Annotated in this window: 15 protein-coding genes and 8 pseudogenes; 16 read left to right on the plus strand and 7 right to left on the minus strand. The window is 45.8% G+C overall.

Going from position 1 to position 26,029, the window contains the following annotated elements; translation table 11 throughout:
* The first annotated feature begins 253 nt into the window (after positions 1-253).
* Positions 254-2,673, plus strand: a pseudogene (gene helD, locus RE628_RS13725) (RNA polymerase recycling motor HelD).
* 75 nt (positions 2,674-2,748) lie between these two features.
* Here helD and RE628_RS13730 read toward each other — a convergent pair.
* Positions 2,749-3,527, minus strand: a pseudogene (locus RE628_RS13730) (hypothetical protein).
* A 58-nt stretch (positions 3,528-3,585) separates the two neighbouring features.
* Positions 3,586-5,403: a hypothetical protein gene (locus RE628_RS13735; RefSeq protein WP_309159175.1), complete on the minus strand. Its 1,818-nt coding sequence runs from the start codon at positions 5,401-5,403 to the stop codon at positions 3,586-3,588.
* A gap of 391 nt (positions 5,404-5,794) precedes the next feature.
* On the opposite strand from RE628_RS13735, the pseudogene adh reads away from it, so the two are divergent.
* The 13 genes and pseudogenes from adh to RE628_RS13800 all read left to right on the plus strand — a co-directional run bounded on the left by adh (position 5,795) and on the right by RE628_RS13800 (position 17,672).
* A pseudogene (gene adh / locus RE628_RS13740) lies at positions 5,795-7,315 on the plus strand (aldehyde dehydrogenase).
* A gap of 14 nt (positions 7,316-7,329) precedes the next feature.
* Complete coding sequence (locus RE628_RS13745; protein ID WP_309159176.1) at positions 7,330-7,707, plus strand: DUF779 domain-containing protein; 378 nt, start codon at positions 7,330-7,332, stop codon at positions 7,705-7,707.
* Between the two features lie 54 nt (positions 7,708-7,761).
* A complete protein-coding gene (locus RE628_RS13750) occupies positions 7,762-7,902 on the plus strand; it encodes a hypothetical protein (protein WP_309159177.1) in 141 nt (46 codons plus the stop codon).
* Positions 7,903-8,150: 248 nt separating this feature from the next.
* The gene (locus tag RE628_RS13755) at positions 8,151-8,564 is read left to right on the plus strand and encodes a hypothetical protein (protein ID WP_309159178.1); all 414 of its coding nucleotides are present in this window, start codon (positions 8,151-8,153) and stop codon (positions 8,562-8,564) included.
* A 254-nt stretch (positions 8,565-8,818) separates the two neighbouring features.
* On the plus strand, positions 8,819-9,991 hold the full coding sequence (locus RE628_RS13760) for an alanyl-tRNA editing protein (RefSeq protein WP_309159179.1): 1,173 nt from the start codon (positions 8,819-8,821) through the stop codon (positions 9,989-9,991).
* Between the two features lie 228 nt (positions 9,992-10,219).
* Positions 10,220-10,537 carry an ArsR/SmtB family transcription factor gene (locus tag RE628_RS13765; protein ID WP_309159463.1) on the plus strand — a complete coding sequence of 106 codons (318 nt, stop codon included), beginning with the start codon at positions 10,220-10,222 and terminating at the stop codon, positions 10,535-10,537.
* A 26-nt stretch (positions 10,538-10,563) separates the two neighbouring features.
* Positions 10,564-11,082, plus strand: coding sequence for an SRPBCC domain-containing protein (locus tag RE628_RS13770; protein ID WP_309159180.1), 519 nt, complete (start codon positions 10,564-10,566; stop codon positions 11,080-11,082).
* 180 nt (positions 11,083-11,262) lie between these two features.
* Positions 11,263-11,892, plus strand: a complete 630-nt coding sequence (locus RE628_RS13775; protein WP_309159181.1) for a nitroreductase family protein — start codon at positions 11,263-11,265, stop codon at positions 11,890-11,892.
* Positions 11,893-12,240: 348 nt separating this feature from the next.
* Positions 12,241-12,918, plus strand: a complete 678-nt coding sequence (locus RE628_RS13780) for a response regulator transcription factor (protein WP_309159182.1) — start codon at positions 12,241-12,243, stop codon at positions 12,916-12,918.
* Positions 12,919-12,952: 34 nt separating this feature from the next.
* A pseudogene (locus tag RE628_RS13785) lies at positions 12,953-14,391 on the plus strand (sensor histidine kinase).
* A 73-nt stretch (positions 14,392-14,464) separates the two neighbouring features.
* Complete coding sequence (locus RE628_RS13790) at positions 14,465-15,283, plus strand: DUF3919 family protein (protein ID WP_309159183.1); 819 nt, start codon at positions 14,465-14,467, stop codon at positions 15,281-15,283.
* A pseudogene (locus tag RE628_RS13795) lies at positions 15,280-16,322 on the plus strand (ABC transporter substrate-binding protein). The gene RE628_RS13790 and the pseudogene RE628_RS13795 overlap by 4 nt, the downstream one beginning before the upstream one ends.
* A gap of 3 nt (positions 16,323-16,325) precedes the next feature.
* Entirely contained in the window at positions 16,326-17,672 is a 1,347-nt protein-coding gene (locus RE628_RS13800) for an MFS transporter (protein ID WP_309159184.1), read from the plus strand.
* Positions 17,673-17,798: 126 nt separating this feature from the next.
* On the opposite strand, the pseudogene RE628_RS13805 reads toward RE628_RS13800, so the two are convergent.
* The 5 genes and pseudogenes from RE628_RS13805 to RE628_RS13825 form a co-directional block, all read right to left on the minus strand.
* A pseudogene (locus tag RE628_RS13805) lies at positions 17,799-18,757 on the minus strand (ABC transporter ATP-binding protein).
* Positions 18,754-19,744 (minus strand): annotated as a pseudogene (locus tag RE628_RS13810) (ABC transporter ATP-binding protein). Before RE628_RS13810 ends, RE628_RS13805 begins: the two co-directional pseudogenes overlap by 4 nt.
* Positions 19,745-19,763: 19 nt before the next feature.
* On the minus strand, positions 19,764-20,711 hold the full coding sequence (locus RE628_RS13815) for an ABC transporter permease (protein WP_309159185.1): 948 nt from the start codon (positions 20,709-20,711) through the stop codon (positions 19,764-19,766).
* Positions 20,708-21,646 carry an ABC transporter permease gene (locus RE628_RS13820; RefSeq protein WP_309159186.1) on the minus strand — a complete coding sequence of 313 codons (939 nt, stop codon included), beginning with the start codon at positions 21,644-21,646 and terminating at the stop codon, positions 20,708-20,710. Before RE628_RS13820 ends, RE628_RS13815 begins: the two co-directional genes overlap by 4 nt.
* A 134-nt stretch (positions 21,647-21,780) precedes the next feature.
* A pseudogene (locus RE628_RS13825) lies at positions 21,781-23,486 on the minus strand (peptide ABC transporter substrate-binding protein).
* A gap of 267 nt (positions 23,487-23,753) precedes the next feature.
* Here RE628_RS13825 and RE628_RS13830 point away from each other — a divergent pair.
* Both RE628_RS13830 and RE628_RS13835 read left to right on the plus strand, forming a co-directional pair.
* Positions 23,754-24,440 (plus strand): response regulator transcription factor, encoded by a 687-nt coding sequence (locus RE628_RS13830; RefSeq protein WP_309159187.1) that lies wholly within the window; start codon positions 23,754-23,756, stop codon positions 24,438-24,440.
* Positions 24,441-25,982: a sensor histidine kinase gene (locus RE628_RS13835; protein ID WP_309159188.1), complete on the plus strand. Its 1,542-nt coding sequence runs from the start codon at positions 24,441-24,443 to the stop codon at positions 25,980-25,982.
* Positions 25,983-26,029 lie beyond the last annotated feature (47 nt).

Consider the following 26,029-nt stretch of genomic DNA (forward strand, 5'->3'; position numbering starts at 1 on the left):
TCTTGGAGATGACCCCAGACGCTCTTTCTGTTGTATCGACTAAAGACCTCTTGCTAAATAATGAAAAAACTTGGCAAGTAGACCAAGTTTAAAAAGTAATTGAAACACCAATAGCGCTATGATATAATCATTAGCGCATCTAAAATGAACATAAAATTAGTAATCATAATTATTCTTCCTAATATTATTGTATACCAGTGACCAGTGATTTGTCAATGCCCATTTTACCCGGACGGAAAAGGAGCGTGTTCAGATGAATAACAAAGCAAAAGAATGGCAAATAGAACAAGAACGACTGGATCAAGTCAGGGATAAACTGCAAGCAAGAATCGACGAGCTGGAGCCGGAGGTTACCGGGACGCGCGAGCAGGCTTCCGAAATTCGCAGACGATTCTGGGATGAAGTGACGGTCAATACAAGTTCGGACGAGGACTTTGAAGAGACATTTTATACCATTAAACAACAAGCCGCGGTATTATCCGAGCGAGAGCGCCGTCATCGGCTTCTTAGCCAGCAATGGAAGAACTTAAATCGCCTGTTGTCCTCACCATATTTTGGACGTATCGATTTTCAAGAGGATGACTTGGATTTGACCGAGCAGATTTATATCGGTGTATCTTCTTTCATGGAAAAAGATGGATTGAGCTTCCTGGTATATGATTGGCGTACCCCTATCGCGAGTCTCTACTACGATCATTCTCCCGGTGAAGCCTTTTACGACACGCCGGTCGGGAGAATCACGGGGACGATGGACCTGAAACGGCAGTATCAGATCCAAAATGGACAGATCCGCAATATGTTTGATGCGAACGAAACGATTGGAGACGAGTTGCTCCAGCGAGTATTGTCTAAAGGCGCGGATTCGCAAATGAAAAGTATAGTAGCAACGATCCAGAGGGAACAGAACGCGATTATCCGAGACGATCACAGTCGGCTGCTTATCGTACAGGGGCGGCTGGAAGTGGGAAGACTTCCGCGGCTTTGCAGCGTGTGGCCTACCTACTGTATAAGAACCGCGATACACTTAAGGCAGATCAGGTCGTTCTTTTCTCGCCAAATCCGATCTTTAACAGCTATGTATCCTCCGTGCTTCCTGAACTCGGGGAGGAGAATATGCAGCAGACGACTTTCCAGGAATATCTCGAATATTGGCTTGGTTCATCTTTGCGACTAGAAGACCCGTTCGATCAGATCGAATATGTGCTGACCGCCCAATCAACACCAAATTATGAAGCTCGGCTTCAGGGGATGAAATACAAGGCGTCTGAGGCTTACTTGAGAGCTTTGCAGAACTATGCAAAGTGGCTAGGACGGGAAGGGATGATGTTCGGAAGTGTTCGGTTTCATGATCGTGATCTGATCACTGCGGAGCAGATAAACTCACAATTTTACAGTTATGACCCCTCATTGAGCTTGGCCAACCGTGTAGATCTTCTGCAGAAATGGCTTATGAAGGAACTATCGATCATAGAACGTAAAGAACGCGAAGCCTCTTGGGTGGAGGAGGAATTAAATTATCTCGACATCGAACAATATGCGGAAGTTTTTGGTGAGCTGCACAAGGATCGGGAAGTGTTTGACATCTCTGAGCGTTACGCCGAGGTTTACGAGATAATAACTAAAAAGCGTCGGGAGGATGAAAGTGACTTCGATTTTGCCGACCGGGAGAAAGAGTTGCTCAGCCAGAGAATTGTGAAGCAGAGCTTCAAACCGGTAAGACGAAGCGTGAAGAATTTTTCTTTCATCAATGTCCAAGGGCTATACGCACAGCTGTTTGATGATAAGGCGGGTTATCGAGAGAAGACGGAAGAGGATGAGATTCCTGTTCTATGGTCCGAAATCTGCCAACAAACCAAAGAAAAGCTAGATCAGAACGAATTATTCTATGAAGATGCGACTCCGTACTTGTATTTAAAAGAACTGCTTGAAGGCGTTCGGACGAACACGGAAATTCGCCATGTCTTCGTCGATGAGGGGCAGGATTATTCGCCGTTTCAATATGAATATCTTAAAAAGCTATTTCCTCGTGCCCGCATGACAGTACTAGGCGATTTTGGTCAGGCAATCTTCACGCAATCAACAAAGTTGCAGGATACAGATTCACCGCTGTTTCAACTTTTTGGCAATGTCGAAACAAACTTGATCCGCTTGGTGCGTAGTTATCGATCAACACGGGAGATTGTGGAATTTACGAAGGAACTTCTCTTGGATGCATCGGAAATCGTACCATTTGATAGGAGAGGACCGAAGCCTCAGCTTGCAAGGTTAGAAGCTGGGGAGGGGCGTAATGCGCAGATACTGAGAGATATTGCGTCGCTTCAAGCCGAGGGCTACGATTCGATTGCCGTCATTACGAAGACGGCAGCTGAAAGCCGCAAGGTCTTTGAATCTTTACAGGCTCAAGGAAGCGATGAATTGCAGCTTATTACGAAAGAGACGGTCTATTTTGATAAGGGAGTAATGATTATTCCTGTATATCTCGCAAAGGGTATTGAGTTCGATGCGGTTCTGATCTATGAGGCTTCGCCTCAAACCTATGGCCGTGAAGCCGATCGCAAGCTTCTGTATACCGCGTGTACGCGAGCGATGCACCAACTTTTGCTATATACAACAGGGGATTGGGCACCATTTGTGAAGGAAATGAACACAAATTTGTATGAGATTGTGAACTGAACATTTAGAAAAAAGATCGTTCCCTTATATTCAGGGAACGATCTTTTTATTAGAAGCGGTCAGGTATCTTAATAATTACGAGCTCTCAAGAGTTAGCAACGTTTCTGCGACCTCGACTCCATTCACTAGAAGAACAATTTGGTGTATGCCAGGATAATGACGTCTTGTGGTCAAATCAGCCCAACTGTGCTTTCTCCTTCCTGCGAGATGTGCACCACCGGATCCTTGTCGTATAATCCAATCCATATCGGGATTTACGCCGATCCAACGACGGGCTGTATCAAGTACAAGGGAAGGATTGTCCTTAGCAACTCTAAAATGGACAATACCGGAGCAGGCTCCTTCTTAAATATCGGAAGGGCTTGTCCCCATGGAAGGCGTGGGCGGCAGCCCTCGCTGGCAAGACGTCGTACATGTTCATTTGGATGTTCAGCCCATATGGTCATCTGGTATAATGCCCGCTCTGGGTCAGCCAGAATAAATGTCCTTATGGCGAATTCGGAGGATGATTTCTGTGTAAAGTTCTCCAGTGCGGCCATAGAGAGTTCCCAATATTTCTCCTCCTGACCATATACTTCTACAAAATCGGGAAAGAAAAGATACGGAAAACCAGTGCAGCTGTCAGCAATTGCATACAAAACTTCGAGTGCTGCAGCATATTCACTAGGTAGTAAAGTCCCTAGAGTTGTAGAAATCCGCCGTGTTCGTGCGTTTAGTGGAAGATCATCCCAGGCTTCATCCATCACACCTGAGACAAATGCAGTAGTATCAAACGCGCTATATGCGGAGTGAACCTTTCTGCTAAAATCTAATAGAAAGTTCTTGTTATATACTAATACTACTATGAAATTCAGCCGCCCCCAAGTTTGGGAGCGGCTGTTTGTTGTGCAACGCTTTATGGATTCAGATCAATTACTCTGAGATGACGATGATCAATTCTGCATTCGTGATGCCTGGAAGAGATCTCGTCATGACACCGGAGTGGTAAGCTATGATTTTAGCACCTGGCGTCAATTTCGCTTCACCACCAAGGCTATTTACGATTTTCGTGTCTTTTGTGATGTTTAGGATGACATCATTGTAGAAATTTTCATCAGAGTTCACGTTCACGTAAACCTGCTTATCGTTGGTACGATCCTTCATGATTGTGCCTTCGATTTTCAAATTCTCTTGACCTTTTACGACGATTTTGCTCGCATGAGACATTGCAGGGAAACTCATTGTCATGACTGGACCGTAAGTCGCTTCAACATTTACATTGGCTTTGATCGCATCTTTCGTAAGGGCTTCACCTTTATCATTCACGATTACGGTATCTTTGTCTACGGTAAGGATAATTTGTTCTTGCCCACCTTGTTCAAGCGGTTTACCGACAACTGTTACACGATCACCGTTCACATCCGTTACGATGCCGTCCGTACCTGGTAATTGCACTTGGCTTTCCTCCAAAATGATAATCATCTCAGCATTTGTGATACCTGGTAGTGACATCGTCATGACAGGGGAGTGATAAGCAACGATCTTCATGCCTGGCGTAAGTTGCGTTTGGTTTCCGTGAAGATTTACGATCTTCGTATCTTTGTTGATATTTAGCAAGATATCGTTGTTCTTATTATTATCCGAATTGACGTTCAAATAAATGCGGTTGTCGTTAGCAAAATCGGATTTCTCGATGGTTCCTTCAACTCTAATAGACTCATGATCCTTCACGACGATTCTGGTTGCATTGCCGATTGGCGGCAAGCTAAATGTAACCGCCGGGCCATAGAATACGTCCACATTTTTATCTAATTGGAGGGCGTCTTTCGTTAGTAGTTCTCCCTTTTCATTTACGATGACCGTATTATCATTCACATTCAGCTTGATTTCCTTCAGACCGCCTTGTGCCGCAGGTGTACCAACAACTGTGATTTGATTGTTGTTCTTCTCTGTAATCACACCGCTTGTTTCAAGCTCATCCTGCACTTGTTGTTCCTTCTTTACGATGATGTAGTTCGCTTGTACTTGAGCAGGAATGCTCTTCGTCATCTTCGAGCCGTAGAACGCTTCGATGGTCATGCCTGTCTTAATATCCTTACGGTCTACTTTTTTACCATCTTGATCGACGATTGGCGTATTACCCGTTAGTTGGAGAACGATCGTTTCTTCTTTCGAGGTGTAGAGGTTCTTACCTGTTACGACGATCTTGTTGTTCTTCGCTTCGGACACTTTTCCTTGGATACCGTTTATTTGTTGATCCTGAACGATGATAGAAATAGCGGTGCCTTTAGGTGGCAAGCTCTTCGTCAGCACCGGACTGTAAAATACTTTAATGGCTTTTTTCTCTTTGATCACTTGATCTAAGCTAACCTTCTTGCCTTTACTGTTGATGATCTTCGTGTCCTTCGTGATCGCTAGGATCACTTCGTCTTGGGCACTAGGTGTGAGCCCTCTGCCGATCACCGTGATGGATTTACCGTTAGAATCATTGGTATAATTCGTAATTTGACCTAGCGTGCCGAGAGTTTTTTGTTGCTCTTTGTTTTGATTTTCTTTCTTATGTTCATTATTGTCCTTGTTACCGTTATGTTTACCGTTCATATTCGCGATCGTTACGTCTTCCTTTTGATCCACTTGATTTACTGGTCCTGGTGGGCAAATTGCAAGATGCGCCTCGTTTGCACTTACCACAGGAACTGCTGCCATTGCTAGAATCGTTGCCGTTGTGAGTACTTTGTAAAATTTGTTCATGTTATTATTCCTCCAATATTCACAATTATCTTCTTGTTAGTAATTCTTTCTTTCATGGCAATATGACAATTCATGTAATTCCATACATGATCATAAACGGGAGGTCTCCTTAAAATGTTGCATCATATGGAAAATAATACACAGCGTATTTATTAGTGAACTGCTCTATTATTTTGGAATAGAATATTTTCCCTCGCCATAGATTGAAATTGGGTATTCCAAATTTTTTATATTTAATTGAACACCGTTCATTTTAGACGATATGTAACTGCATACTAAATGAAAGGTGTAATTTGCATCAGGGTGACAGCGCTTACTTATAATTTTATGTTTCCTGCAATGATCCAAGTCATAAGAAAATCTAAATATTAATTAAGGAGGCTGTTCTTTTATGGTATTTGTTGAGCCGGGGGCGAATGGATCGAAGGTTACTTTTAAGAAGCGTTATGAAAATTATATCGGTGGTAAATGGGTTGCTCCAGTTCAAGGTCAATATTTCGAAAATGTTTCGCCTGTGAACAACTTGCCATTCTGTGAGGTGGCTAGGTCGAGTACAGATGATATCGAGCTGGCGCTGGATGCAGCACATGAAGCAAAAGATGCTTGGGGGCGTACATCGGTTGCGGAGCGTGCATTCATTCTGAATCGGATTGCGGATCGAATTGAGGCGAATTTGGAAATGCTTGCGGTGGCCGAAACATGGGATAACGGCAAGCCGATCCGGGAAACGATGGCGGCCGATTTACCACTCGCCATCGATCATTTCCGCTATTTTGCCGGCTGCATCCGGGCCCAGGAAGGATCGTTAAGCCAGATCGATGACGACACGGTTGCTTACCATTTTCATGAGCCGCTTGGGGTTGTTGGCCAGATCATCCCATGGAATTTTCCGTTGTTGATGGCTACATGGAAACTGGCTCCGGCACTCGCTGCAGGCAATTGCGTCGTGCTGAAGCCTGCGGAGCAGACACCAGGCGTCGATCATGGTTTTGATGGAGTTAATTGAGGATCTGTTGCCGCCAGGTGTGGTGAACATTGTCAACGGTTTTGGCTTGGAAGCAGGCAAGCCGCTCGCTTCGAGCAGCAGAATTGCCAAGATAGCATTTACGGGGGAGACGACAACCGGGCGACTGATCATGCAGTATGCTTCCCAGAATCTGATCCCAGTCACGTTGGAACTAGGCGGCAAATCCCCGAATATATTTTTGAAGATATCATGACTAAGGACGATGCTTTCTTTGACAAGGCGCTCGAAGGTTTTACGTTGTTTGCGCTGAACCAGGGCGAGGTCTGCACTTGCCCTTCTCGGGCGCTCATTCAGGAATCCATTTATGATCAATTTATGGAACGGGCATTGAAACGGGTAGCTGCCATCAAGCAGGGTAATCCGCTCGATCCAGCCACGATGATTGGCGCCCAGGTATCTACTGAACAGATGGAGAAAATCCTGAGCTATATCGACATTGGCAAACAGGAAGGAGCAGAATGCCTGATTGGCGGAGGGCGCGCTTCACTCGAAGGGGAGCTGGCAGACGGTTATTATATCCAGCCTACCGTACTTCAAGGAAATAACAGCATGCGTATTTTCCAAGAAGAGATTTTTGGTCCTGTTGTGGCTGTGACGACCTTCAAGGACCAGGAAGAAGCGCTCGCAATTGCGAATGATACGTTATACGGTCTCGGCGCCGGAGTTTGGACACGTGATGTGAACACCGCATACCGGGTCGGTCGCCAGATTCAGGCCGGACGTGTCTGGACCAATTGCTACCATGCGTATCCGGCTCATGCGGCCTTTGGTGGTTACAAATCCTCCGGTATCGGTCGTGAAAATCACCGGATGATGTTATCGCACTACCAGCAAACGAAAAATTTGTTGATCAGCTACAGTCCTAACGCGCTGGGCTTCTTCTGAAATGGGGAAGACGTATGAGCCTGGAAGAAGATGGTGTGCGCAAGGTCATCGCCACAGATGCTGCACTGGAACTGATTGACTTGCTACGAACGAAACACGGCCCGGTCATGTTCCATCAATCGGGTGGCTGTTGCGACGGCAGCTCGCCTATGTGTTTCCCGGTAGGCGAATTCCTTATCGGAGAGAGCGATGTAAGGATGGGGGAGATCGGCGGAGCCCCGTTTTACATGAGTAAAGCCCAATATGAGTATTGGAAGTATACTCAGCTGATCATCGACGTAGTTCCTGGCAGAGGTGGGATGTTCTCGCTCGAAGGACCAGAGGGAAAAAGATTTCTGACCCGTTCACGCGTCTTTAATGAAGAAGAGCAGCGAAAGTTCAAGCTTTTGTGAGGAGTGGTATGAAAACAGGGTCAGGCGCTCATGTTATAAATGGAGGTGAACGTCATGACTGGAAGAAACAATAAGCCAAAGAACGACGGACCTGCCGCTACTCCTGGACGGCTAGATCAATTCGGTGAGAAACTGACAGAAGATGAAGGAAATAAACCGATGAATCCAGGTAAAAACAGCGGAAAGCGCTGTTGATTGAAGATTATTTTTTTGGTGAGGAAGTTTGAAAAAAAGAAACGGCGCTTTTAATAGGTGCCGTTTCTTTTTTCTATGTATGTTAATTTGCTTAATAATGAGATAGTCGATTACATAATAGAATTAATGTTCGAGGAAAGTCTTCCCTCTAGACCCGACTTTGTAGTATGCTAGCTGTAAAGCTTTAAAGCGCCTTAACGGTTCCTTAGCCAACGAGGAAGAAAATAGAATAAGGAGCGTGCAATTATATGCAAAATAAGTTAACAAGTAAAGAATCTACATTGATAATACAAAGTGTTCAGGATTATTTACTTAAACTACGAAGTGAGAATGAAGACTCTTTAGACAAAGAATTTCTCAATAATCAAATAACAACTGCTCAATCGGTGTTCGAAAAAGTTCTTGGTTTAAAATTATCAGATGATGGAAAGTCGATAAGTGATATGGAAAGCCCCGATGGAATATTACTGTTTAAGGCAAATTACAAATACAATGGCCGAGATAAAAAGACAAGAATGGGAAGTATGGTCGTTCAAGTCCTCCGTAAGGATTCTGTTAAGCAAGCAATAATAGATCGTCTTCATAAAGAACGTGGTTGGGAAAAAGGATGGATATTTGTAGATACGATTCAACAAGTGGAGTCAATCGAAGATACAAAATAAACAGAGATTTTTCGTTATTCAACTATTGTTACTTGTTATAATCGGAACCACCAGAAGTCTGAATGATTTAGTGGATACTTAGGCAACTAATTACAGGGCTTGATAGTGATTAGTTGTCTTTTTGTGCTAACAATATTGATCGATACTCCAATATACGATACGATGCATGAAGAATCTAGTGCGTGATATCCAACCTTCTTGGTGCTAAAACCGGCCTTTTGAACACGTACTAATAGGAAGGAAGATCATTAATTATGACGAAGAAGCTGTTTTACGATTCCGCTTATTTGATTGAATGGAAGACTAAGATAAGCAAGATTATAGAGAGAGAAGACGGGCATTACATCATTCTGGAAGAGACAGCCTTTTATCCAGAAGGCGGCGGGCAGCCTAGTGATGAAGGTACGATTAATGGGATTCCTGTGCTTGATGTAATTAGTGAAGGAGAAGAAGTATTACATAAGATGGCGAGTTTACCCGAACAGACTGATGCGGAATGCCAGATACATTGGTCTAGAAGGTTCGATCATATGCAGCAGCATAGCGGACAGCATCTACTCTCGGCAGTATGTCTAGACCTTTTTCAGGCAACAACTCTAAGTTTCCATCTAGGGACAGATTATTCCACGATTGATGTAGAACATCCAGATCTAAATCCTGAGCAGTTGACACGGATCGAACATGAAGTGAACCGACAGATCTATATGAATCACAATATTCTTAGTTACTTTGTTACGCAAGAAGAAGTGGCTCAGTTGCGGCTCGTCAAACAGCCAAAAGTGACAGAGAATATTCGCATTGTTGAAATGAAGAATGTAGAGTTTAACGCATGCGGAGGGACTCATGTATCGTCAACGGGCGAAATCGGGATCATTAAGCTGTTGAAGGCAGAAAAGCAAAAGGGAAATACACGGATTTATTTCAAATGTGGATACCGTGCTTTAGGAGAATTTAATGATAATGCGCGGATTATTAACGCCTTATCCATCAAATTTAATACAGGTAAAGATGAGATTATAGATCGAATAGACAAGTGGGAAATGGAGTATAAGCAACTTCAGGTTGAGTGTATGGCCTTGAAAGAGAAGAATGATAAATATGTCGCACAGGAGTTGTTATCTAAACAGGAAGGGAGCCTTCTTACATATATTTTTGAGGATAAGTCCCTTAAGGATTTACAGAACCTCGCGATAAAGTTAACAGCTGACAATGAGCTTCAAGTACTATTTGCTACGTCATTGGAGAATAAGATTGTTATGGCGCATAACGGGAGTTTTGATCATTCCTGCGGGGCCTTCTTTAAAGCCAACTTAGGATCATTCCAAGGAAAAGGGGGAGGCAGTGAAAAGATCGCGCAGGCTGGATTCCCGACCTGGGAGAACGCTTCTGCTTTCTACGAATTTACCAGAAAATCGTTTCAATCTTGATGACTTTACAGGTATATCAGCAAAATGAAAAGTGCTCAAAAATATATTTTATTTTACTGTCGTTATAAAAAAAAATAACCCTTCAAAGTCGCTAATTCTAGCGGCTTTTTTGTTTAAGGCAACAAGTAGGGTGTGCTCTGCAGAAAATAGATTACATAAAAAATATTATGTTTACCGGAGAGCGGTCGCGCTAATATTAACAATAATGAGTTTTATTTACATTCTGGAATAACGACGCTGACTGCATTAGCTGAACCGAATCGTATGAATATCGTACAGCTATTGCGTGATGGTCCTCTGACTGTTGGCGAAATTGCCGAGCAAGTGGGACTTCGCCAACCACAAGCGTCAAAACATTTAAAAGTGCTTAGTGATAGCGGAGTTGTGGAAGTACGGGTTGATGCGAACCGTCGGATCTACAAGCTTCGGTCTGAACCCTTTCAAGCGATGGATCTTTGGCTGCAGTCCTTCCAGCATATTATGGAAGATCGATTTGATAACTTGGATAATTACTTACGTGAACTTCAGAATAAGGAAAAACCTTAGCATCATTTAATTAGGAGGAGATTACTATGTCAAAGAACGAAATGGTCTCGAGAGTAGAGAACGATCGTATACTGGTGCTGGAGCGCGTATTCGATGCACCGCGCGATCTCGTATTCCGGATGTTTAAGGAACCGGAACACCTCAAGCGTTGGTGGGGACCAAGAGGTTGGGAGATCCCGGTGTGTAACATTGATTTTCGTCCGGGAGGCGTATGGCATTACTGCATGAAGTGTATCGATCAGAATTTAGGTGAATTTTACGGTATGGAATCATGGGGAAAAGGTGTCTATAAGGAAATTATCGAATTCGAAAAGATCGTCTACAATGATTATTTCTCGGATGCTGAAGGCAATAATAATGAGTCCCTGCCAACGACTCTAATGACGTTAGAATTTATCGATCTAGGCGGCAAGACGAAATTGGTTAACCGCGCTGAATATGTGTCGCCAGAGGCCCTTAAAACAGTTATGGACATGGGTATGCTGCAAGGTATCACTGAAACCTGGGATCGCTTGGGCGAGATGTTAGAGTTGGAAAAGAAATAAGTTAGGGAATAATTTACTAAAGCAGTTAATCAAAAAGATTAGCTGCTTTTTTCACTATAAAAGAGTAATATAGTTTGAGCGAGTCCTTGAAAGATGGATTTGAGTTTACTATAATTTACTCTTAGTAAAAGAGGTCTAATAAATATTCAACTAGAACTCAACCAGAAAGGGGTATTATTGATGCTAACTACACAAACAACAATAGGACAACTCATGAATGAACGTAAATCCGTTCGTAAATATAAAGAAGGGGTTGTCATTCCACGAGAAAAGATACAAAATCTGCTTCAACAAGCGATTACCGCACCTTCTTCAAGCAATTTGCAACCTTGGCGATTCCTTGTAATTGACGATCCACAAGTTAAAAAAGAATTGCGTACAATTGCTAATAATCAAGAACAAGTGGAGACTTCATCAGCGATTATTGCCGTAATTGGTGATCTTAGCATGTACGAAAATGCTGAACAAATATACGATGCTAATTTTGAACAAGGTTTTATGACTCGAGAAGTTGCTGATTTAATGATTAAAAATTCACGCGCTTTATATAGTAATTTACCAGAAGCTGTTCTAAAAAATATTGTACATTTCGATGCAGGACTAATATCGATGCAAATTATGCTGTTAGCAAAAGATATGGGTTATGACACAGTACCAATGGGTGGCTTTGATAAAGTTAAATTTGCGGAGAAATTCAACCTTCCTCAAAATGAAATTGCTATTTTACTAATTGCAATTGGTGAAGCTTCCACTCCTGCATATGGCTCATCACGTCTGCCATTAGATCAAGTAGTACGTTTTATGAATTAATACTAAGTATAATAAGTTCTATAACATAACAAAAGAAGGCTGCCGATGCAAGTAGTTCGGCGGCCTTCTTTGCGAATAAGGAGTAAGTATCAAATGACGAAAAATTATGTGCACCATCAATGTGTCCAACTAATACATATTTTAGAATCTGGGCATTTTATACAAAAGCATGGGCCGACATATTCTTAAAGCAATTTTCCCTTTTGAATGTTTGCGGGGAATTTTACCATGTTTAAGATTAAGCATTTCATGTACAGTTAAGGATATGTACGTATAATAACAAGCGGCCTTTTGCCAGGCTGCTTTTTTGTGTGAATAATGATAATCACTACTTAGAAGGAGGACGCGATGAATATTCTAGTTGTCGATGACGAGCAGAGTATCCTGAACCTCATCCGTCTCAATCTTGAGATTGAAGGCTACACAGTACACACAGCCGCAAGCGGCCAAGCTGCGCACGAACAATGGCAGGCGCAACCGATAGATTTGATTATTCTTGATGTTATGCTTCCCGATACAGATGGGTATCAATTACTGCGCGAGTTCCGCAGCAGCAACTCTGACGTTCCTGTCATCATGCTTACCGCCAAAGGACAAATTAACGACAAGCTGCTGGGACTGCAATTAGGCGCAGATGATTACCTCGTTAAGCCATTCCACAGTACGGAGCTACTGCTTCGAATTAAGGTGATCCAAAGACGAATGAACAAGCAAGAGCAGAATAGCTCCGGATCTAGCCGCATGCATTGCGGCCCTTTTCAAGTCGATTCGGAAAAGCGATTAATACTTGTGAACGGACAGGAGGTTACACTGACGTATCGAGAGTATGATTTGCTTCTGCTGTTATTATCCAATAAGCAGCGTATATTCACTCGAGATGATCTCCTTATGAAGGTGTGGAAGCTTGATTTTCCGGAAAATACGAGAGCAGTCGATATTATGATACAGCGCCTCCGCAAAAAGTTAGGACAAGAGGGAGAGCGAATCAAAACCATTTACGGCGTCGGTTATAAAATAGATTGTTAATTTGCTGAACTATTTTGAATAAGGTGGACAACCTATGACTTTACAGAGACGCATTCACTTGGCACTTCTAGCTCTATTCATTCCTGTCATGCTTTTTCTCTATATCGTGCTTGATATTTCTTTACAGAATAATGTATATCACTCCGCGGTTAATTCGTTGCAAAAGCTCAGCGTAGAAGCTCAGATCTACACGATCAATTATGTAGAACGCGAACAAAAAGGCGAACCAGATGCCACCCTTCAAAAGGGCGCTCCGCTTATTGCCTCATATCTGTCCAAGCGCATGGGCGTTCGCGTACAGCTCATTAACGTGCATCATAACGTCCTAGCTGATACCGAGCGAGGAGCATTACCTTATGTGAATCAGGATATACAACAAGCGATGCTTGGTAATAAGTCCTATATGATTCAAAAGGCTTCTCCTTCGCCATTGCTGCTGTTCTCAAGCCCAATCTACGTTGACAATCAAGTCATCGGATTAATTCGATTCCTCCAGCCCCTGGAGGATGAATCTCAGCTACTCAATCGAATGAATGTCACCTTTGCGGTTGCTTGCTTGTTTATACTCGCTGCCGCCGTGCTGGTTGCGAATCGCTTCGCCAAGTCGCTGAGCAGACCGATCGAGCAGCTTCGAGATATGGCGAAGAAGCTTGCCAACGGCCATTACGGAAGCCGTATCGAATTAAGCGGTTATGTGGAAATAAGTCAGTTAGCACATTCCTTGCATGCGATGGCCGATGCAATCGAGCTACACATCAAACAGTTAGGACGGGAGAAGGATAAACAGCGCGATTTCCTCGATCGAGTCACCCATGAGCTGAAGACGCCTCTGACCGCGATTATGGGATATTCGAACTTAATTCCACGTCTGAAGGATCCGAAGGATGTTGGGAAAGCTTACGCCATATTTCCGTGGAAAGCGAGCGAATGCTCACGCTTGTCGAGGAACTGTTAAGCCAATCCAAGTATGGAGACAGCCCATTCTCGGTATCTCCTACCATATGCGACATCGCGTCGATTGTAAGCGAAGCAGTCTATGTCTTACAACCACGACTCGACAAATATCAGATTCGGCTGCGTAACAAGCTAGTCACCACGATGGTTGTCGCAGATCCAGATAAGACGAAGCAGATTTTCTTGAACTTGCTCGATAACGCAATCAAATATAGCGATGCATCCAAACTTGTAATAGAGCAAACATCAAGCGACGAGGCAGAGCAAATTACGATCCGGGATGATGGAATTGGCATAAGCCCTTCTCTCATTGCACGATTTGACAGCTCCTCAACGGACGAGAGTCTAACAGAAACTATAGGCAATGGCTTCGGGTTGCTTATATGCAAACAGCTAATGACCCTGCAAGGAGGAGCAATGTTCATACAGTCCGAGGATGGGGTCGGAACGACGATCACGCTGAAGTTCCGCTCACCGGCAGCATTGAATACACAACCTCTGCCAACAAGCTCGAAATAATACATTTATGAAACAATTACGAGGAGATTATGAAATGATGGTTGTTTATGCTGAGTAGGGAGAGTAATACAGAATGAACAAGCTTATATGGAGTGTCGTTCTTTTTACAGGAATTATTCTATTGCTGATTTTCGCCGGTTTCTTCATGAATGAGCAAGTCTATAAGAAAGTCGGCATTATTGACGATAAGCATGAAGTGTTGCGAAAAGTAAGCGATTCCCTTCCTGTTCAAGTAACAATTTCTCATCAGAAATGGGGATCTTTGATTGTCAATGACGAGGTAAGTCTGCACTCACTCGTATCCTATGTTGATCGGATCAAGCAGGAGTATGAACCGAGGCTGTCTACTGATATCGACAGTGAACAGGCCATTCTCTCGGGACGCATCCAATATTTGAACGGAAGCGAGGAGACCTTTGAGCTTAGCAGCACCTTTACCCTTGGCAAATGGTCTTACGGACCTGGACATGAGACACCTCTGCTGTCTGCCTTGCAGACACAGTTGCAAAGTTTCTACTATACGCCTGAGCATTTTGCACAATTCATACGAAATGCAGAAAGGATCACTTTCCGTTCTAACGGCGAACAAGAAAGCTTGCTTGATCATGAAAAGGGTTACTTGGTGACCAGCATTAGCCAAGCATTGGAAATCAAAGATTTGGTCGAAATTAAGCAATTGTTGCTCCACAAGCAGATGCCGCTTGGCTCTATTACTGCATACAAGGAAGACAAGAAGCTGATAAATGATCGTAGCAACCTCCTGCATATCGTGGTTTATTCCGATTATGTCGTCATGCAGTATATGGGTGATGACAACGGCAATTCGATCTATTTGCAGGCAGGCTTGGAGGAGTTGCTTCATGGAAAGAACACAAAGGCGGATATAAGATGACACGATTACTCTACCTTTTACTATTCGTCTGTCTAGTTACGCAGGCAGGCTGTTCCAATGATTATCATGCTATTACTGTGGATGAACAAGGTATGCCTGATTTGAAAGGGCGTCATCTGGTTGCATACGTGGCGGCTCGCGAAGAAGTCGGTAGTGCACTGTTGTCCTCCTTCTGTCAAGAAACAGGATGTACATACGAATACATTCGGCTGTCGACAGAGGAGATATTGCGCCGTGTGGCTCAAGAATCAACGAAGCCGCAAGCGGATCTCGTTATTGGTGGAACGATCGATGCGCACATGACGATGAAGGAAGAGAATCTATCCTCCCCGATTCGAAGCGCAAACATGGATCTTATACCTTTTCCATTTAAGGACGTGGACGGGTATTGGGCTGGTTACGAAGTAGAACAATTATCGATTGCGGTTAATCGCGAACGCTGGGATCAAGAATTTGCACCGTTTGGGTTGAAGATTCCTAAGACGTGGGAAGACCTGCTTAATCCTGCATACCGCGGAAAAATTGTGATGCCAGATCCGAATTATTCAGGTACCGCGTACACATTTATCGCTTCGTTATACGATGCATGGGGGAGCAGAGAACATCCGATTATTTGCGTAAGTTGAACAGCAATATCGGTCTGCTTACTGTAAACGGCTTCATGCCGGCACAATATGTTAGCTCAGGTGAGTATGCAATCGGTATCAACTTTCTCGGAGATCAGCGCAAACTGCGCGAAGCCGGGTTTGATATTGTGAGCAGCATTCCGACTAATACGAGCCTATTTGTCAACGGAATATCTAAAATCCGGAACGCGCCTAATGAGAGCGCTGCAGACTGGTTCATCAATTACAGCTTGTCGCAAGAGGCAGCAACTGTCTTGGAACGAGTGTCTTATGGCACTCCAACCGTGCACAAGAACAAGCAGGATGAATCGAATTCTGCTGTCTTACCTGTACACAGTTCAATGCGTAGACATGATCAAATCTTAGACCTTTGGAACAGATTGCGTACGGACAATAAAGGTCAAGGAGAATGAAGAATGTTAGGTTGGTTGAAAAAAGCTCCCGCAATACCTCGATTGCCGGAGAACATGATCGCAAAGATGTATCGAATTTTTCGTATCCGTACATTGATCGGTATTTTTGTAGGATATGCGGGCTATTACTTAGTACGCAACAACTTTACCCTGTCAACACCGTTTTTGAAAAGTGAATTTGGGTTCACTCCTTCTCAGCTCGGAATGCTGAGTGCCGCCCTTGCGGTTACTTACGGGATCAGTAAATTCTTTATGGGGAATTTGGCCGATAAGGCTCATACTCAGCGATTTATCGCTGTTGGCTTATTCATGGCTGGACTTGTTAACCTTTTTTTCTTGAGTTCAGCTTCCTCGTTCGGCCTCATCTTCATGATGCTGATCATAAACGGAGTGTTTCAAGGTATGGGTGCTCCTCCTTGTAGTATCGTTCTAGCGAACTGGTTCTCAAAGAAAGAGCGCGGCACATACATGGGAATCTGGAATTCGTCTCACAATATCGGCGGCGGCATTATTGCGCCAATCGTTGGTGTTTCATTAGGGATTCTCGGATCCGCTTACTGGCAATCCGCAATTTTCGTTGTTCCTGGGATTATGGCTATGGTTATCGCCGTCTTCGTATGGTTCTGCGGAAAGGACACGCCGCAATCAGTCGGCCTTCCGCCAGTGGATGAATATCGCAACGATTATGACGACGTAGAACGTAACCCGGAAGGCGACAAGCTGTCCATGAAGGAAATCTTGTTCAAATATGTACTTAAAAACAAATTCATCTGGTTCCTGTGCTTGTCGAACGTATTCGTATACTTCATTCGCTTCGGCGTCTTGAACTGGGTACCTCTGTACTTGACGGAAGTAAAAGGCTTCACGCAATCGCAATACCAACTTGCATTTGCCATATTCGAATGGGCGGCCATTCCAAGCTCGCTCATCGTTGGCTGGCTTAGTGACAAGGTATTCAAGGGTAATCGGATGCCACTTTGCATTATCAGCATGGCCGGCGTTGTGTTGGCTACACTCGTGTATTGGCAGTCAACGAATGTGATTATTATCAACATCGCCATATCCATTATTGGCTGTCTCATTTATGTGCCGCAGTTCTTGATCGGCCTTAGTGCAATCGACTTCGTACCGAAGTTCGCAGTAGGTACCACGGTGGGTATGACTGGATTGTTCGCTTACTTGTTTGGTAACCTGACTGCAAGCGCACTCGTTGGATTCATCGTCGAATCCTCCGGTTGGAATGGTTGCTTCCTAATGCTTCTCGCGAGTGGCGTAATGGCAGCACTCTTCCTAACACTGATTCAAATTGGTCGTAAGAAGCAGCTTGCGAACGCAGCGAATCAAGCGTAAGTCTTAGCAATAAATAATAAATAACCCTCTGAAGTCATGCTACTAAGGCTGGCAATCAGAGGGTTTTCTATTGTTTAACATTTAGAGTTAATCTCCCGCTATCTACAGGGGGTGGTACGGGGTGACTTAGACCAGATGGCAAGCGACATGATGTCCTGGCTTCGCTTCCCGAAATTCTGGCTCGCTCTCAGTGCAGATCGAAGTCACATATGGGCAGCGTGTTCGGAAGGAACAGCCACTCGGTGGATTCAGCGGACTAGGTAGCTCGCCGCTAAGTACAATCCTTTCCTTGTCTGCTTCGAAATCAGGATCAGGGACGGGGATGGCAGACATAAGAGCACGTGTATAAGGGTGAAGCGGCTCTGCATAAAGTGTCTCACTGTCTGCCAGCTCCACGATCTGACCTAAGTACATGACGGCAACTCGATCGCTGATATGCTTGACCATAGACAAATCATGCGCGATGAACAGATAAGTTAGTCCAAGACGTTTCTGTAGATCCTTTAGTAAATTGACGACCTGGGCCTGTATGGATACGTCCAGCGCTGAGATGGGCTCATCACAAATAATGAATTTCGGATCGACAGCTAGCGCGCGAGCGATTCCGATGCGCTGGCGTTGGCCACCCGAAAACTCATGGGGATAGCGGGTAGAATGCTCTGGATTAAGCCCGACTAGATAAAGAAGTTCCTCAACTCGCTTCCTGCGTGCAGATCGGGTCTCAGCGAGACGGTGAATGTCAAGTGCCTCACCAATAATGTCCATAATTGTCATGCGCGGATTAAGCGAAGCGTACGGGTCCTGGAAGATCATCTGCATCTCGCGACGAAAAGCTTTAAGCTGGCCCGGCTTCAGCCGGTAAATCTCGAACCTCCATACAATGCCTCGCCGGCAGTCGGCTCATATAAACGAAGAATTGTTCTTCCTGCTGTCGATTTGCCGCATCCCGATTCGCCTACCATGCCGAGTGTCTCACCTCTGTCGACGCTGAAGCTAATGTTATTAACAGCCTTAAGTGTCTGGCCTCGTCCAAGGTGAAAATATTTACTCAACTGTTTAATCTGGAGCAATGGCTCTGTACTCATCGGGATACCTCCTGTGCCAGTGGATGTTGCAGCCAGCAGCTTGCGCTATGGGTTTCGCTGATATCGGTCGATTCCGGCAACTGCTGTTGGCAGATGTTCATCGTGTCATTACACCTGGCCCAGAACGGGCAGCCTTCTGGTGGTTTGGCTAGATCAGGTGGTGTACCGTAAATCGGCACAAGCGGCTCATTCTTGTTCTGATCGATCCGAGGTAGGGAACGCAGCAGGCCTTGGGTATAAGGATGCTGTGGTTGCTTTAATATTTCGCGCTTCGTACCGGTCTCAACGATCTGACCCGCATACATGACAATGACACGATCACACAAATCCGCCACAATGCCAAGATCATGCGTAATTAAAATGATCGAGGTCCCAAACTCACTCTGTAGAGATTTTAGAACACGTAGGATCTGGGCCTGGATCGTCACATCTAGCGCTGTCGTCGGCTCGTCCGCGATTAGCAGGGCCGGGCGACAAGCTAAAGCAATGGCGATCATAGCCCGTTGCCTCATGCCACCGGAGAACTCATGCGGGTACTGCGAGAAGCGTGAGGCAGGATGGGGATACCGACCATCTCAAGCATCTCAATTGCTCGCCGCTTGGCTTCCTTTGCTGTCATTTGCTGGTGTTTGATCAGCACCTCGGTAATCTGGTGTCCTATCGTCATCGTCGGATTCAGCGATGTCATCGGATCCTGAAACACCATCCCGATATCCTTACCTCGTATAGACTGCATTTCCCGCTCGTTCAAACTTAGTAGATCTTTTCCCTGGAACAGGATCGATCCTTGATGAATACGGGCGGGAGGCTGCGGTAGTAGACGCATGATGGCTTGTGCAGTCACGCTTTTCCGCAGCCGGATTCGCCGACAATGGCGATGGCCTCACCGGGCTGAACATGGAATCCGATACCGCGCACGGCCTGCACATCGCCGCCGCGGACATGGAAGGAGACATGCAAATCTTGGACTTCTAGCAATTTTTGCAAGGGCGAACCCTCCTAGTCCTTATTTTTTCATCTTCGGATCGAGCGCATCGCGCAGCCCGTCCCCGAACAGATTAAAGCACAGCATCATCAAGCTGATAAACAGCGCAGGAAAGGCGAGACGCCATGGATAAATAATCATGGTTTTAAGCGCGTCGTTGATCATCGTTCCCCAGGATGCAGCTGGCGATTGCACCCCTAGCCCAAGGAAGCTAAGCACCGCTTCACTGAAGATGGCTGAGGGCACTGCCAAGGTCAAGGTAACGATAATCGGACCCATTGCGTTTGGCAGGAGATGTCGAAACAAGACGCGCATATGGGGCGAGCCAAGAGACCGGGAGGCGAGGGCGTATTCCTGATTTTTGAGCTGCATCATCTGTCCACGTACGATCCAAGACATATTGATCCAGCCAGTCACACACAGCGCCAATATAATCGTACCCAGGCTTGGTTCGAAGACGACAACAAGCAGAATCGCTACCAGAAGATCCGGAATAGAATAGATGATTTCAGAGATTTTGTTCATCACCTCGTCAAGACGTCCGCCGATATAACCCATGATCCCGCCGTAGATAACACCGATGACGAGATTGATGGCTGCAGCGGAGAAGCCGACAGTAAGAGAAATACGGGCGCCCATCCACGTTCTAGCGAACATGTCGCGGCCGAGATCGTCCGTACCGAACCAATGCTCGGCGGAAGGTGGCAGATTCGTCATCTCTAGATAATTAGAATAGTAATCGTAAGGCGTCAGCATTGGACCGATTATTGCCATGATGATAATGAGCAGTAAGAAGACTAGGCCTGTCATAGCAACTGGGTTGCTGCGCAGACGCAGCCAGGTGTCACGCCATGAAGATACTCCTTCCTGTTCGATCGCTTCCGCCGCATGTTCGCTAACTTCTGCCTTTCGAAAATCTTCCAGGACCAGTTCGCGTTTGTCGGCAGGGGAAGAATGCAACATTGTCATGCGGCCTTCTCCTTTCTCGAGACCAGAGTGATGCGGGGATCGATGAGTCCGTACGCAATGTCGGTAATGAAGCGGGCGCACATGAGAATAAGCCCATAAAATAGGGTAATGCCCATAATTAACGAATAGTCACGGTTGCTGATGCTGATGACATATATTTTGCCGAGACCACCGATCCCGAAAATTTGCTCGATGATAAAAGAACCTGTCACGACGTTGGCCGTGAGTGGACCGAGATAGGTGACAACGGGTAGAATACCGTTGCGCAGCACATGTCTTTGGATGATGGCACCGGAGGATAAGCCTTTGGCCTTTGCGGTCTTAATATAGTCGGCAGTCAACACCTCTAACATATTCGAACGTGTCAGGCGTGCGATAAAGGCAATCGGCAGGGCGGATAGCGCCAAGGTCGGCATTATATAATCAAGCGGGCCGCTCAGACCAACGACATGAAGCAATCTCAGTTTTACGCCGAAAATATATTGGAAAAAGGAAGCTAATACAAAGCTGGGAACAGATACGCCCAGAACTGCGATGATCATCGATACAGAGTCGAGAAGCTTGCGATGCCGCAGCGCCGCAACCATGCCGAGACCAACTCCGATGACAACAGAGAAAATAATCGAGACAATACCTAGCTTTAAAGAGTAGGGGAAGGCATCGCGAATCATTTGACCGACTTCACGGTCCAGCATTTTCATCGAAATGCCCAGATCGCCTTTCGCCAGGTTGCCCAGGTATACGAAATATTGTTCATACAGCGGTTTATCCAGTCCGTATTGGGCCATGAGACGGGCACGGATTTCCGGTGGAACCGCTTTTTCCGACATGAAGGGATCGCCGGGAATGGCTTTCATGAGCAAAAAAGTGACGGAAGCCAGTACCCACAGAGACAGGATGAGATAGAACAATTTGGTCAGGGTATACCGAGTCATGAATGCATCCTCCTTTCTTATCAGATTAAACAAGCACTATTACTGCCGTGGATATGAAGAAGCGGGACGCACCGGCTATGGGGGCCAAATGCATCCCGGATGTAATTCCTGCTGGACAGGCTTGGACTGCGCCGTTATTCGAAGTAACCCCGGTTGAAGATGATGTTTCCTTGGTAGTCGATAAACACGTTTTTGAGATTTGGTTTCTTTAACGCAACGTTCGTGTAGTAGTACAACGGAATAATAGCCTGATCTTGCTCGATCAATATACGCTCTGCTTCAGCTATCAATTCCATCCGCTTCTTGTTATCAAGTGATTGCTTCGCCTCATGAACGAGCTTGTCGTATTCTGGATTGCTGTATCCGATATCATTGTTTCCGCTCCCGGTCATGTACAGATCGAGGAAGGACATAGGGTCGTTGTAGTCGGTTTGCCATCCGGCCCGGGACACTTGATAGTTGAGCGCGGTGCGGTTCTTCAGGAAGACGCCAAATTCCTGATTCTCAATTTTTGCTTTGATACCGAGATTTTTGTTCCACATATCGACAATGGCCTCGGCCACCTTCTTATGGTTTTCATCGGTATTATAGATGAGCGTAAATTCAGGCATGGCGGATAGCCCCTCTTCGCTGAGCCCTTTTTGCAGCAACGCCTTTGCTTCATCTATATTTTCCTTGAAATAATCGTCCTTGTGCTCGGTGCGGAATTCACCATTCTCACCCGCGATTCCCGGAGCAACAATGCCATACGCGGGCAGTTGTCCGCCAAGAGTCACCTTATCAACAATCAACTGACGATTGATCGCCATCGCCAGCGCTTTGCGGATGTTGACATTATCAAACGGCTTCTGTTTATTGTTGAACAAATAGTAGTAGGTGGAGGCGATGCCCTTGATGTCTAATTCATCCGGCTTCGTCTGCTTCATGATTGGAATCTGCTCGTTAGGAATACGTCCGGTCGGCATACCGGCAAAATCGAGCTGGTCGGTCTCATACATGCTGAGTTCCGAGCCGGAATCGTCTACCATGGTCATGTGCACTTTGGTGAATTTGATTTCGTCTTTAGCGTAGTAATACTCATTCTTAACTATCTCAAGTGAGCTTTGCTGTTTCCATTCGCCCATTTTAAACGGACCGTTCGAAATGATGGTACTTGCGTCGGATGCCCACTTCGGATTGTCCTTCACGGAAGAATGTACTGGGAAGTAAGTCGAGAATGAAAGAAGGCTTAGAAAATACGGAGTGGATTGCTCTAGCTCGACCTCAAGCGTATTGGCATCGATGGCTTTGACGGCTACCGAATTCGGGTCGGTGTTCTCTCCGGTGTTATACGCTTCTGCACCCTTGATATAGTACATCTGATAAGCGTATGGTGGCGCCGGCTCGGCCTTTGGATTGAGCACCCGCTTCCACGCAAACTCAAAGTCATTCGCTGTCACGGGATCTCCATTCGACCATTTTGCGTCTTTCCGTAGATGGAAGGTGTACTTGAGACCATCCGGGAAATATCCCACTTCTCTGCAATGCCTGGAATGGCTTTACCATTCTCGTCACTCCGCGCCAGCCCTTCGTACAATCCTGTGAGTACTGCGAACCCTACGTTGTCTTGTACTTGACCGGGATCTAGTGATGGCGGATTCGAATGCAAATTGAAGCGGAAGACCTGCTCCTTCGGTGTTTCGGTCTTGCCCCCAGATGACTGATCAGCGGCTTTTTCATTGTTTGCCTTCGGTGGCGCGGAAGAATTGGTGTCTTGACCACTGCTTCCACAAGCACTCATAATAGTGCTTACAGCCATTATGATAAGCAAGGCTAGTATGGCTTTACGTTTCTTTAACATAGCGTACCCCTCTCTTTGATAAGTAGTGGTTCAAACCCTATCATTTTATAAAAATGCTAACTCGTCTCTATTTATTCTCATTCGCAGGAAATTTTTATAAAAAATCAATGAAGGGGAAAGTACGCGGGTTATTAAAATGGTGTTCCATATGCCAGCAAATGGTTGATTGGGATGGACATTGTTATACTAAAAAAGTAATAGTTTCACATATATACCTTGCTCTTCTATTTTCTATGAGAAACGGGTAAAGCATGCGAGGAGTTATTCATGATCAAAATACTAGTGGTAGATGACGAGAGTAGCATTCGGTCGGCTGTGGCTTACGCGCTGCGTAGGGAAGGGTATGAAGTGGAAATGGCTGCGGACGGTCAGGAGGCTCTGGACAAGGTGGAGACATTCCGACCTACAGTTATGGTGCTTGATGTCATGATGCCTCGTGTTAGCGGTTATGATGTATGCCGTAAGCTGGACGGACAACCTCGGCTGGCGATTTTGTTACTGACTGTCAAAGATGATATTGTCGATAAAGTGCTCGGACTGGAGCTGGGCGCTGACGATTACATGACTAAACCTTTTGATATGCGGGAGCTGCTGGCCAGAGTTAAGGCTCTATCACGCCGGGGAAGTTATGTACAGCAAATACAGCAGGAGCAGGAGGATGTACTGAGACTAGGAGCTTTGACCGCAGAGATATTCAGCCGCACGGTGTCCATTCAAGGTGAGCTGCTCGAATTAACACCTAAGGAATTTGATCTGCTAGTCTTGCTGGTGCGCAATCCGGGACGGGTCTATTCAAGGGAAGTGCTACTGGAGAAGGTATGGGATATGGACTTTGCGGGTGGCACCCGCACCGTGGACATCCATGTACAGCGTCTGCGCAAAAAGCTGGGCAATCTCCACGGTATCATTCAGACCGTTTACGGAATCGGATATAAAAGTACGGAGTTATCCTAAATGATCGGCAAATTTCGGCTAGGCCTGAAAGGGAAAATCTCTTTGTTACTCGCCCTTTTGCTCGTTTTTGTGGTGACTTGCCTAAGCGTACTAGTGCTGAGCGGAATCCGGGAGAACCAGCGAACTCTACTGGAGCAGTCTTTTACTAGGCAAGCAGAAGCCGCCAATCTGCATGTGCGGGAGGAATATCTGACCGGAGGCAGGATGCAGCCGGAACAGTTTATGAAGCAGACGGGTCAACGGCTGGCCGTGGATTTGGGTGCACAAAGTGGTACGGCAGTGACGCTGTATACGGTGGACGGCACATTTGTCGGTACCTCGCTGCCGTTTCAGCCCCGGGCCGATGTGCAGGATGCTCTACGTTTTACAGCCCAAGGACAGTCGGCGTACATTACCGAAGGGGATCAGCTATTGTTTCTAGCGCCTCTATACAATGCCGAGCAACGTCTGGGCACGGTACAGTTTCATGCCTCGCTTGCTGAGCAAAATGCTTTTTACGCCCGAATCCGCTGGTTGTTTCTACTTGCCGGAGCCACTGTACTCGGTGTCGGATTCCTAATCGGTTACGTCTATGTCCGGCGCCAGGTAAATGTCATTAGTAGGTTGAACAAAGCGGCATCGCAAATAGGGCAAGGGGATTATTTATCGGCCCCTTCGGTAATTAGAAAGGATGAGCTGGGAGAGCTTGCCCAGGGAATCTATGAAATGAGCCGAAGCATCTCCACGTCAGTCGGTGCTTTGCATGAGGAGAAGCAGAAGCTGCTTGATACGGTGGGACGATTGCGAGAACTCGAGCAGCAGCAGAAGCAGTTCATCGGCAATATTAGCCATGAGCTGAAGACACCGTTAACCTCGATTATTGCGTATGCCGACCTGTTGAATATGTACAGCGATGATCCTGCCCTGTTAGACGATGCCGGAAGGCGTATCCATGTAGAGGCACAGCGGCTGTACGGTCTTGTAGAGAAGGCGTTGCAGTTGTCGGCGATGGATGTTTACGAGTTTGAGACACAAGTGGAGGCGGTTCCGCTGCGACCTTTGCTTGAGGAAGCTGTGGCCCGGCTGCAAGGAAAGGCGGACAACTGCGGGGTCACGATCCATACTTCGCTTGCTGCAGGAGAGGTATGGGCCGATCCTGAGAACGTGATGCACATCATGCTTAATTTACTGGACAACGCGGTGAAATATAACCGTCCAGGCGGAAAAGTTCACCTGCTTAACTACATTGCAGCACCAGCAAATGAGGCAGGGCGGATGATCATCGAAGTTGCCGATACGGGAATCGGCATTCCAGAGGAAGCCGTACTACGTATTTTCGATCCGTTCTATACAGTTAGCAAAGACCGATCAAGGGCCAGCGGTGGAACAGGACTGGGGTTAGCTCTGGTTCGTAATCTGGCCGAGAAGCAAGGAGGAACGGTACAGCTTGTCGAGACAGGGCCGAACGGGTCACGTTTCACGGTAGAGCTTCCACTGCATGCTTCTGGTTCGGAAGGAATAAAATATACACAAACTAACGAAAGCGAAGCTCGGAATGAATAAGATCATCCGGGCTTTTCGTCGTGACTCACGCCAAATATAGATTCAAC

Source organism: Paenibacillus sp. D2_2 (genome assembly GCF_031199965.1).
Classification (GTDB): Bacteria; Bacillota; Bacilli; order Paenibacillales; family Paenibacillaceae; genus Fontibacillus.